The sequence below is a fragment of the Paenibacillus sp. FSL L8-0502 genome (assembly GCF_038593055.1).
Lineage (GTDB): Bacteria > Bacillota > Bacilli > Paenibacillales > Paenibacillaceae > Paenibacillus > Paenibacillus polymyxa_D.
Map to the genome: position 1 here is coordinate 2,710,569 of NZ_CP151958.1, position 12,817 is coordinate 2,723,385.

Annotated in this window: 11 protein-coding genes; all 11 read left to right on the top strand. The window is 41.9% G+C overall.

The genetic code is table 11. The features are described 5' to 3' along the window. The first annotated feature begins 26 nt into the window (after nt 1-26). The 11 genes from NSQ57_RS11975 to NSQ57_RS12025 all read left to right on the top strand — a co-directional run bounded on the left by NSQ57_RS11975 (nt 27) and on the right by NSQ57_RS12025 (nt 12,607). On the top strand, nt 27-728 hold the full coding sequence (locus tag NSQ57_RS11975) for a response regulator transcription factor (RefSeq protein ID WP_069011312.1): 702 nt from the start codon (nt 27-29) through the stop codon (nt 726-728). Beyond that, the gene (locus tag NSQ57_RS11980) at nt 725-1,711 is read left to right on the top strand and encodes a sensor histidine kinase (protein WP_342426082.1); all 987 of its coding nucleotides are present in this window, start codon (nt 725-727) and stop codon (nt 1,709-1,711) included. Before NSQ57_RS11975 ends, NSQ57_RS11980 begins: the two co-directional genes overlap by 4 nt. Before the next feature lie 100 nt (nt 1,712-1,811). Next, the gene (locus NSQ57_RS11985) at nt 1,812-2,591 is read left to right on the top strand and encodes an ABC transporter ATP-binding protein (protein ID WP_342426083.1); all 780 of its coding nucleotides are present in this window, start codon (nt 1,812-1,814) and stop codon (nt 2,589-2,591) included. Beyond that, nucleotides 2,557-4,569 carry an ABC transporter permease gene (locus tag NSQ57_RS11990; RefSeq protein WP_342426084.1) on the top strand — a complete coding sequence of 671 codons (2,013 nt, stop codon included), beginning with the start codon at nt 2,557-2,559 and terminating at the stop codon, nt 4,567-4,569. The genes NSQ57_RS11985 and NSQ57_RS11990 overlap by 35 nt, the downstream gene beginning before the upstream one ends. Nucleotides 4,570-4,752: 183 nt before the next feature. Next, on the top strand, nt 4,753-5,862 hold the full coding sequence (locus NSQ57_RS11995; RefSeq protein WP_342426085.1) for a TolC family protein: 1,110 nt from the start codon (nt 4,753-4,755) through the stop codon (nt 5,860-5,862). A gap of 35 nt (nt 5,863-5,897) precedes the next feature. Next, entirely contained in the window at nt 5,898-7,358 is a 1,461-nt protein-coding gene (locus tag NSQ57_RS12000; protein WP_342426086.1) for an efflux RND transporter periplasmic adaptor subunit, read from the top strand. Beyond that, on the top strand, nt 7,355-8,092 hold the full coding sequence (locus NSQ57_RS12005) for an ABC transporter ATP-binding protein (protein WP_029518487.1): 738 nt from the start codon (nt 7,355-7,357) through the stop codon (nt 8,090-8,092). The genes NSQ57_RS12000 and NSQ57_RS12005 overlap by 4 nt, the downstream gene beginning before the upstream one ends. Beyond that, the gene (locus tag NSQ57_RS12010) at nt 8,089-9,303 is read left to right on the top strand and encodes an ABC transporter permease (protein WP_029518486.1); all 1,215 of its coding nucleotides are present in this window, start codon (nt 8,089-8,091) and stop codon (nt 9,301-9,303) included. The genes NSQ57_RS12005 and NSQ57_RS12010 overlap by 4 nt, the downstream gene beginning before the upstream one ends. 66 nt (nt 9,304-9,369) lie before the next feature. Continuing rightward, nucleotides 9,370-10,311 (top strand): polysaccharide deacetylase family protein, encoded by a 942-nt coding sequence (locus NSQ57_RS12015; RefSeq protein ID WP_340932180.1) that lies wholly within the window; start codon nt 9,370-9,372, stop codon nt 10,309-10,311. A 40-nt stretch (nt 10,312-10,351) separates the two neighbouring features. Next, on the top strand, nt 10,352-10,828 hold the full coding sequence (locus NSQ57_RS12020) for an RNA polymerase sigma factor (protein WP_029518484.1): 477 nt from the start codon (nt 10,352-10,354) through the stop codon (nt 10,826-10,828). A gap of 177 nt (nt 10,829-11,005) precedes the next feature. After that, entirely contained in the window at nt 11,006-12,607 is a 1,602-nt protein-coding gene (locus NSQ57_RS12025; RefSeq protein ID WP_029518483.1) for an alpha-amylase family glycosyl hydrolase, read from the top strand. The last annotated feature ends 210 nt before the right edge of the window (nt 12,608-12,817 follow it).

Sequence of the window (12,817 nt, forward strand, 5' to 3'; positions counted from 1 at the left end):
CAAGCACTAAGAAGGTAGAAAACACGATGCAGAAGATATTAATAGTAGAGGATGACCCTCAAATCAGCTCCTTGCTCCAATCCTATCTTGAGAAATATGGTTATCAAGGAATTATTGTTTCAAATTTTGATCAAGTTCTGGCTATCTTTGAAGAGGTAAAGCCTGATTTGGTACTACTTGATGTAAATCTACCTCGTTTTGATGGATTTTATTGGTGCAGGCAAATAAGGACTCAGTCTACATGCCCCATCCTTTTTGTGTCTGCACGTGATGATAAAATGGATCAGGTCATTGCTCTGCAAAACGGAGCAGATGATTACATTACGAAACCATTTTATCCCGAAGTACTACTGGCCAAAGTAGAAAGTAATTTACGGCGTGCCTATGGTTCCTATGCCGTTGCTCCACCATCACGATCCTTAACGGTGTCAGGCTTGACTTTGTATCCGGACATTATGGAACTTGTATACCATGACAAGCAGGTAGAGATGAGCCATAAAGAAGCGGCCCTACTGGAGCTATTGATGACATATCCTAAGCAGGTTGTAGGGAGAGTTCATATCTTAGAGGCTTTATGGGATGATGACCAATATGTAGGGGAGAACACACTGAATGTTTATGTCACTCGTGTCCGCAAAAAACTGAGCGAGCTGGGACTAGGGGATATCATAGAGACGGTTCGAGGCGCTGGCTATCGGCTTCACTTGACTGAGGAGGAAGAACGGTGAAGCTTTTTTGGCGTGACCATTTTTCGCTGGTCATTTTTAATATCATCCAACTTTTTCTTGTGTTAAGTATCTATTGGATGGATGGTTACCGTAACTGGTCGACGGCCCTATATTCCGTCTTTTTTGGGTCCATCCTATTGGGGGTCTATTTGCTGTTCCGGTTCGTTATGTATTCTGGTTTATATCGCATATTATCCACTACAAACATTAAAGATTTAGATGAGCTTATTCAGATGAAGGTACTTAATCCGTTAGCCGCTTCTTTACAACATTTGCTTTTGCAATATTATCGATTGTATCAGTCCCGAATTCATCAGTTAGAGCATCAGCAGCGCGATCATATTACGTTTATCAATCAGTGGGTTCATCAGATGAAAACTCCTCTTTCTGTTATTCATTTAATCCTCAAAGGAAGAATAGACCCCGAATCGGATCAGATTCACGATGAGATTGATCGAATGGGAAAAGGACTGGACATGATTTTGTATATGTCACGATTGGAATCCTTTGAACCTGACTTTCATGTGGAGCCTGTTGTATTACGAAAGCTGGTTAGTGATGTGATTTATGATAACAAAAGATTATTGATCCGCAACGAAATTTATCCTTCCAATGAAGTGGACGAGCAGTTGAGTGTGATTACCGATGCCAAATGGCTAAGATTTATCATTAATCAATTGGTGACTAATGCGATAAAGTACTCTTCAGGTCATGCTCACAGTCTGAAGCTGATGTCTGACGTAAGAGAGCATGTCATTGTGTTGGAAGTAAAGGATGAGGGGATTGGTATCCCTAAAAAAGACATAGAACGGGTATTTGAGGCTTATTACACAGGTGAAAATGGGCGGAAGTATCGTGAATCAACCGGGATGGGACTCTATTTGGTGTCTGAAATCTGCAAAAGACTGAATCATGATATTCAATTGAAATCGACGGTTGGTAAAGGGACGACGGTTCAAATCCTGTTTTCCATTGGCAAATGAGAAACCTTACAACACATTTAAGGTTTTTGTAATGTTAATCGGTCGCTTCACTTATCTGGATGGATTATGATCATAGCATAGGAAAAGAAAGGAATGAACGATGGAGATTGTACGAATGGATCAAGTTACCAAAATATACTATGGCAAGGTTCCCTACCGAGCTCTTAACAATATCCATTTAACGATCAAACAAGGCGAGTTTGTTGGTATTATGGGGCCGTCTGGTAGTGGGAAGACTACATTATTAAATATGATTTCGACCATTGATATGCCGACTTCTGGCGAGGTTAGCATTAAAGGAGAAAATCCACATCTGCTCAAGAAGGATAAGCTGGCTTTATTTCGCCGCAAAGAACTGGGCCTTGTATTTCAAGATTATAATTTGCTGGAAACCCTCACTTTGGGAGAAAACATACTGTTTCCTCTGATGCTGAATAAAAAAGGGTTAAAGGAAATGGAGCACAAACTGGAAGAGGTAGCGAAAAAACTGGATATTACAGATGTTTTGGACAAACGGCCTTATGAGGTATCGGGGGGACAAAAACAACGTGCAGCCATAGGCAGGGCTATGATTCATTCTCCTTCGCTCCTGCTTGCAGATGAACCAACCGGAAATCTCGATTCCAAGTCTTCGCGTGTTGTAATGGAAATGCTGAGCCTTGTCCACCGTGTAGACTATTCTACAATTGTGCTGGTAACACACGGCGCCTTGGAAGCCAGCTATTGCGACCGGGTAATTTTTATTAAAGATGGTGAGTTATATAATGAAATCCGTCGTAATCATAGTCAGCAAATATTTTTTCAGGAAATCATAGATATGCTCTCCTTTTTGGGGGGAAGTAGACATGCACATGAGCTTTCGTCTGTTAGCATGGAATAATCTCAAACGCAATGCGCGTGCTTACGTTCCTTATTATTTAAGCAGCTCCTTGATGATTACAATTTTTTTCGTATATGCGGTATTTATTTTTCACCCGGATGTCTCGAATGTAATCACAGCAACTAATGTAAAAAAGGGATTACAGGTTGCGGATCTGTTGATTTTTGTATTTTCCTTTTTTTTCGTATTATACACAAATAATATCTTTGTTGCTGCACGTAAGAAAGAATTGGGTATACTCACCATTTTAGGAGCAAGTCATAGGCAAATTTATTTTTTGATAGCTATTGAAAATCTAATTATAGGCTTTTTATCATTGGTTACTGGTATGATTGGGGGATTTGTTTCAGCGAAGTTTTTTCTGCTTTTGGGCTCCAAAATCACAGGAATATATTTAAGATTTTATTTTCCCTGGAAGGCACTGGCTTTTACAGGAATCGGCTTTATGTTTTTGTTTATATTGATCTCACTTGTGTCTGTTTTCTTTATCCGGCGTTTTAAACTACAGCAGCTTTTTAGCAAGGCTCCTCAGCTCAACAAAGAACCTAAAGCTTTTTGGAGTCTGTCCATTCTTGCCATAGTATTCATAGGAGCAGCTGTATGTTTAATGAAGCTTGATTTTTCACCCTACATTTATCTGGCACCGTATCGTTTAGGGACCCTTTCTTTTTATATATTGCACTATTCGGTCGGAGACACCTTTAAATATACAATTATAATGGGATCTCTGGGTATTTACTTAGTTTATAATCAATCATGTGTACTATTCATTCAATTGCTTAGAGCTAACAGGAAATGGTCTTGGAGCGGATCGCGTTTGTTATGGTTATCTGAGATCACATATAAAATGCGAAATAATGCCGGGCTTTTTTCATTGATTACCCTCATTTCTATCATTTCCTGTGTAGGAGCAGCGTCAACCTTTGACTCCATGCAGCAGCAAAAAAGATTTCTTAGGGAGCAGTCTTATTCATTTGCATTTACTTCTGATGTTGTAAGTTCTAACGAGCTTGAAAAAGAGATTGACCAAAATCTGTATACGGCTGGGGTAGATTATGGGAAAGGTGAAGTGTTAGTCTTCCCCTTTCGGGAACAGGTCGCGCCAGTGATGAAACAATCCAACTATGAAGCACTTGCTTCCAAGTTTAAGAAGCTGAAACAGGTACCTACGCTTCGGGAGAATCAAGGTTTTTTCCTTTTCGATCCAAACGGGATGTCTTTCGAAGAAAAGAAAACCTTTTTTGAAAAAAAGCTAACTTACAAGCAAGGGAAATCTCATATGATGAATCTTCAGATTATGGATACTAAGATAATAGATCATAACCTGAAGTTTGATGGAAATATCGTTTCTGAACTAGGAAGCTTACTTGTTGTTTCTGATCGAACTTACGACTATTTAATTGAACATCGGTATTTCAATGATCCGTTGGCATATAAATCTACTTATTATTTTGTGCCCAAATGGAAGAATGGCCGGCTTTCCTTAGAAACTTCTGAAACTCAACAAGAGGTATGGTTGTATTCTGTGTTGGCCAACAAGGTGAATAAAGGAGTGCTTAACTCTAGGGCCGTAGACTATTTGACATCGGAAATGGATCTGGTTATTAGTGAATTTATTGGTGGATTTATCGCCATTATTATGTTGGCGAGCACGGTAAGCCTGCTATATTTCAGATTGTATGTAGATCTTCAGCGGGATGAGGAAATATACCGAGCTTTATCGAAAATTGGACTAAACTCAAGGGAAATGAGACAAGCTGCCTCCAGACAAATTGCATTTCTGTTTCTTCTGCCATTAGTCGTATCATCTATAGGAATAGTGCTTTGTTTAGTGATGTCAGAACCGTCTGGAATATATGGATTACCCGTTCATCTTACGCTGATTCAGATTATGCTGTGCTTCTGGGCCATCCAATTCCTTTCCTTTCTTATTGTACGTTCCCTGTATCTTCGTCAATTAGATTTAAAGATACTGTAAGGAAGGATAAGTTGTGTGTAAAAAGTTGCAGAAGGGTAGGATGAAGTTCCTCCTTTCTGGAATTTTGTACTGAAAAGAAGATAAGGTCTCAAGTGGGATACAGAAGAAAACACATAATTCGTATAACAACGTAATTATAAACTATATTTAAATCGATACCATATCTTTAAAGTGGGGATATCTATGAAAAAACGTATGTTCATTTTATTGCTGCTCGCCTTGTCGGCCAGTTCTTTATCAGAGTCCTTTGTTCAAGCAGAGGAGGCGCAGCAGCAGGTTACCAAAGCAAGTGTGAAATTAACATTGAGTCAAGCCCAGCAGTGGGCACGATCCCATAGTTTTAGCTTGAAGGAAGCCCAGCAAACGATAGATCGCAACCGGATTATGCTAAAAAATGCAGGCAAGAATCTGGATTTCATTCCGGCAGGTCAAGGCAACGGTGAAGAAGATGCGGCTAGTAGTTCAGCATGGAAGGGGTATGCTTCATCGACAGTTTCTTATTTGGAATCCAAAAAGCAAATCGAACTTGCCCAAGATCAGACAGATTACACTGCAATGAAGAATTACTATGACGTACTTCTGGCTGATAACAAAGTAAAGAGTAGTGAGAATGCACTTTCGCTCGCGCTATTGGAGGAAAAAGCTGCTGAAGCGAAGGCCAACCGTGGAAAAATTTCTCCAGGTGATCGAAGTACGATTATTCAGACTCGTATAGAGGCTCAAAAGAATGTAGACATTGCTAAAGCTGCACTGCAAAAAGCGCAGGATTCGCTTAATACACAAATGGGACAGTCACAAGGAAATTTATATGAACTGGTGGACAGACCCGTTTACCGGAAAATGGATAACACGAATCTGGATACGCTAGTGTCGCGTGCCATCTCAGCGAGTCCTTCGGTATGGAGACAGGAGGAGGCAGTCAAGCTAGCAAAAATGGAAATTAAATATTACACGTGGAACTCGGGAACGGATGACTATGAAATTAAACAGATAGATGTAGATTCAGCACAAGGTGGACTCGAAAATACCAAGGATCAACTGGCAGAAACACTGAAAAGTATGTACTTTAATTTACAGCAAAATGAAGAACAATACGAACAAATGCGAAGTAATCTACAGAACCTTAGTAAAGTGTTGGACATTTCTCGCAAAAGAAAGGCACGTGGATTTGCAACAGGTACGGAGGTCGCCACGAATCAGTTGAAAGTAAAGCAAATCGAACGGAATATGGATGAACTCATTGTTCAAATGACGCTGCTGCAACATGCTTTAAACAAGCCGTGGAGTGTATAGGATTTAGCAAAAATACAATTTAAGGGGATATAACATTGTCGGAAACAGAAAAGAAAGATAAAAATTCATTACAAGTATTAAGAAAGAAAAGAAGAGTGAAAAGGAGCATAGGTATTCTGATCTTGCTCATTATAGCGGGAATTGGCGGTACGCTCTACATGAAAAGGGGCCAGGAAAAACCTGTGGAGGCTCCGGCGAATCAGGTCGTACAGGTACAGAAAGCTAACATAACCGAGTCGCTTAGCGTTACTGGAACCGTTCAGGCTTCCAAGGAAGTAAATATTAATTTTACAAATATCGAGGGTGCCAAGCTCGTCGCTGTCAATGTCAAAGCAGGAGATAGCGTCAAGGCAGGTCAGGTGCTAGCACGACTAGATGATTCAGATGCCAGGCTGCAAATTAAGGATGCCGAATCTAATGTCGCAATTGCAAGGGCCAAACTGGACGAAGCCAAGCGCGGACCCAAAACAAATGATATCGAGCTACAGAAAGCAAATGTCTTAAAGGCACAGATGGCGATTAAAACAGCCAAGAACGCGATGGAATTAGAGGAAGCTGCTGCGCAAAAGGAGGCAGCCAAGGTGACTTTGGATAAAGCCCAGAAGGATTATGATGACCAGGCTTATCTGGTTCAGAATGATGCGGCAGCAGAAAGTGACCTGGCGACAGCCAAGCAAAATCTGGATAAGGCAAAACTGGATATGAACAATGCAGAGCTGCAGTACAAGAAGGCACAGACCAAGCAAACTGAGGCGATCGAAGAGGCGGAAATGGGCTATAAAACAGCATTAATACAATTAAAGGCTGCACAGTCCCCACCTGAAGCTTCCAACATCCAATCTGCACAAGCTTCTTTATTGCAGGCTGAAACGGCATTAGAGCAGAAGAAAAGTGTTCTAAGTAAATTACAGGTTACGGCGCCGTGGGACGGGATCATTTTGAAGGTCAATGGCGATGTGGGCACTAGTCCTACTGCACCTTTTATTGTCATGAATAACTCCAACACAGGGGTTATGAAGGTTCTTGCCAAGGTGAACGAAAGTGATATTGCTAAATTAAAGACCGGACTTCAGGCGACAATGCACTCGAATTCATTCCCGGACAAACAATTTAAAGGCGAAGTACGCTTTGTTTCTCCAGAGCCGGTGACGGAAGCCAATGTGACTACATACAAAATTGAATTGTCTTTGGATAGCCAAAACATAAGGCTGCAACCGGGGATGAATATGGATGTATCTCTACTGTTAGCTGAACACAAAAATGCGCTGTCTGTGCCATTGTTTGCCTTGAGGTCTGAAGGCGGTGTGGATGGAGTATATGTGGCGAAGAACACAGCGAATCCGGCCGATTATGAGTTTAGACCCGTGAAATTGGGTGTCTATACAGCGGATCAGGCCGAAATCAAGTCCGGTGTCAAGGAAGGTGAAACCATTGTTATTCCTCCTCAGAACAGCAGTGCTGACCCGAATGGCAGTGGAGGGGGGCAGACACAATGAGTGAAACTCAATCCAATAACACCGTTATTGAAATTAAAGAGCTGAAAAAAAGGTATGAAGTAGGCGGTCAGGAGATTCAGGCTCTACGAAGTGTGAACTTATCTATTAGCGAAGGGGAGTTTGTTGCTATTATGGGGCCCTCTGGTTCAGGCAAGTCCACCATGATGAATGTTATTGGTTGCCTGGATCATCCGGATACCGGTAAATACTATCTGGATGGTTACTCCATATTGGATGCTCGTGAGAACGAACTTTCAGAGATTAGAAATCAGAAGCTAGGATTTGTGTTTCAGAAATTCTATCTCCTGCCTCGTACTACAGCTTTAGCAAATGTGGAGCTGCCTATGATGTATGCAGGTGTTCCTGCCAAGGAGCGTCGGGAAAGAGCTATAGAGGCGCTTCGGATGGTGGGTCTTGCAGAACGGATGTATAACAAGCCTAACGAGCTTTCTGGCGGTCAGCAGCAGCGGGTTTCCATCGCCCGAGCTTTGGTGAATCATCCGGTCATTCTGCTGGCAGATGAGCCTACGGGTGCACTGGACACGAAGACGAGCATCGAGATTATGGAGCTGTTCCAAGGCTTGAATGAGCAAGGAAAAACCATTGTCCTGGTTACTCATGAACTGGAAGTAGCGGAATATGCCAAACGATTGATCAGCTTTCGGGATGGTAACATTGAGCGAGATGAGCCTATTGCAAATAGACGAATTTCATCAAGGGTGGTAAGTCTATGAATCTGATGGAAACGATCCGTGTATCGATGAACAGCTTAACTACCAACAAGATGCGCTCATTTTTAACGATACTCGGTATTATTATCGGGGTGGCAGCGGTGATTGCCATTATGGCCATCGGGAATGGCTCAAAGGCCAGTATTAAGGAGGAAATCAATAAGTTAGGAAATAACGTACTTTTGGTTGCTCCCGTCATGCCAATGACTGAGGAAGAAATAAATCAGGATACCTTGCCCTCATTTACGTGGACAGATGTCGAGGCATTGGAACAAAAGAGTTCGATTGCAGCAATGATGCCCCGTATTTCAAGCAGTTCAAAAGCTGCATGGGGGCGATATAACTATAATGCAACCATTGTAGGGACATCTGCTTCATTTTACAAGGCCAAAAAGTTTTCCTTTGCCGAGGGCAGAACATTTACCAACGATGAGATGGATAAACGTAGGAATGTTGCCATTCTGGAAAGCCAAGCGGTTGTGCGTCTTTTTGGTGGAGATACCAAAGGCGTATTGGGACGAACGTTTCAAATCAAACAGATCCCTTTCAAAGTAATCGGAGTATTGAATTCTCAGCCTGTTACGAATTTAAGCTACAGTACAAATGATCAAATCTACATCCCGGCTACAACCATGATGAACCGTCTGGGTGAGAAAAACATTACTGGTCTGGAGGTATCCGCCAAGTCACCAGGCTTGATGGGTCAGGCTCAATCAGACATATTGGAAAGCTTGCGTGTGACGCATCAGCTAAAACCTTCGGAACCGGATCAATTTCAAGTAATGAGTCTGTCCGAAGCAGCAGGTGCAGCATCCGGTGTAGATAATATCATGACCAGCTTGCTGGGAGGTGTAGCTGCGATCTCACTTGTGGTAGGGGGAATCGGAATTATGAATATTATGATGGTGTCGGTTATAGAGCGCACGAAAGAAATTGGTATTCGAAAAGCTATTGGTGCCAAGCCAAGAGATATTATGATTCAATTCCTGTCCGAAGCGGTCATTTTTGGTCTGCTAGGGGGGATGCTCGGGGTTGTTACAGGCGTAGGCGCCTCCAAAATAATCGAAGCAACAGCACGCATGACCATTGAATTTACAATCTCGCCGATCCTATATTCGTTTCTTAGCTCTGCAGGTACAGGCATTCTATTTGGGGTATATCCGGCTTATAAAGCAGCAAGATTAAAACCAATAGATGCATTGAGATACGAATAATTGAATGGGCACATGGTCGCAACATAAAACGTGAACTGCTTCTAGATTTTTGGAGGAATATATACTATGGAAAAAAGCTATGTGCAAAATAGAACCAGAGCTCATCGAATGAAGAGGAAGAGAAGAAGACTACTGTTTATTATTCTCATTTGTATGGTTCTAATGATTATAAAACTCTTTGACATCTTCAGTAGTAAACCACAGCCAGTAAAAACGATTGAATATGCAGAAAAAATAGAATCAGTATCAACCGACAAACTAAATAACAAATCCAAAGGGAGCGAATCTTCTCTACAAAATGTTTCGGATGTTGAAGATGCAGCATTTGTTGAAAAGTACTTAAATCAGCAAATGCAAGGGCAGCGACCTGAGGGGATCGACGGTAAAAAAGTAGTCTATTTATCTTTTGATGATGGTCCATCGGTTACCGTAACGCCTAAAATATTAGATATTCTTAAAAAAGAAAGTGTGAAAGCAACGTTTTTTGTGGTAGGAAAAGCAGTAGAGGAAAATGAAGTGACTAAAAAAATAACAAAAAGATTGGTTAAGGAAGGACATGCGATCGGAAATCATACCTACTCACATGACTACAGTTATTTGTATCCGAATCAGACTGTGAATTCGAGCAGTTTTATGAATGATATTGAAAAAACAAATCAAGTTTTAAAGCAAATATTGGGGCAGAATTTTTCCACAAGAGCGATTCGATTTCCAGGCGGCCACATGACATGGCAGAGAAATGATCCCGATGGTATGGAAGTACTGGACAAAGCACTACAGGATAAGGATTACCATCAGATTGACTGGAATGTGTTACCTAAAGATGCAGAGGGTGCACGTAAGAATGCTGAGCAATTAATTAGTGAATTCATGAGAAATATTGGGACTAGAGAAAAAGCAGTGGTACTCATGCATGACACTTATGGGAAGGAAGAAACAGCCAAAGCCTTGCCTGAAATCATAAGATATTTAAAAAAGCAGGGATATGAATTTAAGACTATCAAGTAACGTACCGATTTCAATCAAAGCAGAAGGGATACGCAATAATATGGATGTTAAAGATCTGGAGGATCTATATTTATCTTGCAAATCAGACCTCTTTGGCTATCTATTGAGGATATTGCATAACAAACAGGATGCTGAAGATTTGTTGCATGAGTGTTTTATTCGGTTTATAAGAGCTTCGCCTGACTTGCCCCAAGATCGTATTCGGTTTTACCTTTTGAGAATTGCCAAAAATTTAGCTATAGATTTAATCAGAAAACGAAAAAAGATGGAGGAATACATTTTACGTAAGGGGCTGCTCCACTATCACTGGGATATCCTTGATTTTGAAATTCAGGAGGAGGTCAATCAAATTCTCTTGATGGCAAGTAATACCGAGCAAAGAACGGTACTTGAATTGCGATTAGTCCAAGGATACTCCATAAAGGAAACGGCTAGAATTTTAAACAAGAGTGAGAATGCAGTGAAGTCTTCGCTTCACAGAGCTTCCCAACGTATTAAATTGAGATATATTTCTTGAACTGATTGGATGAAAAGAGGAGTAGACATAGAGTCTGCTCCTCTTTTCGCTCAATACAGAGATAAAACAATAAGATCGATATTTTCCACCATAATAGATAATAAATATCCCCTTTTTTTGGATTGTTTCTATTTATAATGAAAGCGCACCCATAACAATCAAAGGAGCTGATTTGTTTTGACACGTAACAAACGCTTAAGAAGATTGTCCACCGCCATGTTAACGGTGCCTATGCTCACGATGTTCGCTTCAAGCGCAATGGCAGAGCAGGAATCGAACGGACATAAGCCTCCGGTTTCTACTGGAAGCGGCGTATTTTATGAAATTTATATCAATTCTTTTTATGATTCGAATGGAGACGGACATGGTGATTTGAAAGGAATCACACAAAAGCTTGATTACTTAAACGATGGAAAACCCCATTCGGGTAGGGATTTGCAGGTCAGCGGCCTCTGGCTTATGCCCCTAAATCCATCTCCAAGCTACCATAAATATGATGCAACTGATTACTATCAGGTGGACCCACAGTATGGGAGTCTAAATGATTTCCGCACCTTGATGAAAGCAGCGGACCGAAAGGGCGTTAAGGTGATCATGGACCTTGTTATCAATCATTCAAGCAGCGAGCATCCATGGTTCAAGGAGGCCAGTGCCAACCCGCAAAGCAAATTCCACGACTATTACGTATGGGCGGATGAGAACACAGATTTGGAAGAAAAGGGCTCGTGGGGTCAGCAGGTATGGCATAAGAATCCGAATGGCGAAGGGTATTTCTACAGTACGTTCTGGTCGGGCATGCCGGATCTGAACTTTGACAATCCCGAAGTCCGCAAAGAAATGATCAAAGTCGGCAAGTATTGGCTGCAGCAAGGTGCAGACGGGTTCCGACTTGACGCGGCGATGCATATTTTTAGAGGACAGACGAAAGATGGTGCGGATAAGAACATTGCCTGGTGGAGTGAATTTCGTTCCGAGATGGAGAAGGTAAATCCAAATGTATATCTGGCAGGAGAGGTATGGGACAAACCGGAGACCATAGCTCCTTATTACGGACAGCTCCACTCCTTGTTTAATTTTGACCTGGGCGGAACGATTTTGAAGTCCGTGAAAAACGGCCGAGATCAGGGTATCGCGGCATTCGCCGAGAAAACGCTGCAACTGTACAAATCATATAATAAGGCGGCACTCGATGCTCCGTTCCTGAGCAACCATGACCAGACTCGTGTCATGAGCGAGCTAGGCGGGGATGTGCGAAAAGCCAAGCTGGCCGCTTCCATTCTTTTAACGCTTCCGGGTCAGCCGTTCCTCTATTATGGCGAAGAAATTGGTATGAAGGGAGAGAAGCCTGATGAGTTTCTTCGTGAGCCTATGCGCTGGTACAAGGGAGAGGGCCCTGGTCAAACGACATGGGAGAAACCCAAATACAACAAAGGCGAGGTATCAGTGGAAGCGCAGCTGAGAGACGATGATTCCCTGCTGGAAAGCTATCGCACACTCATCCGTCTGAGGGAAAAACATGAAGCTTTACGCAGCGACAGTCTGCAACCTATACAAGCAGGCTCTGCCAGCGTGACCGCATTTAAACGTACTTCAGGCAAAGAAGCACTGTATGTATATCATAACCTGTCTGGAGAGCCGGTTACCTTGCAGATGAAAGATTCCGATAAGGGTAAATGGAAAGTGGTCTTCTCCACCTCAAAGGATGTGAAGGTGAAGAAAGGAACAGTTAAAATTCCGGCTTACAGTTCTCTGATTACCGAAGAAGACAGAAAGAGCTGAATATACGCAAAATTACCGTTCAGATGAAGCAGGGCATATATCGTTGAATCCAGTTTGGGGTGTTAACAGCACCCCTTTTTTCTATTGAACCGGAAACGTACGTGTTCTAACTATACCGATTTGACGTAAAGCACGCCCCTTAGAGTACACACAGGGAAGGAAAAATGACATTCTCCAGTGTATATTCCAAGGGGCATTATTTAATACCCT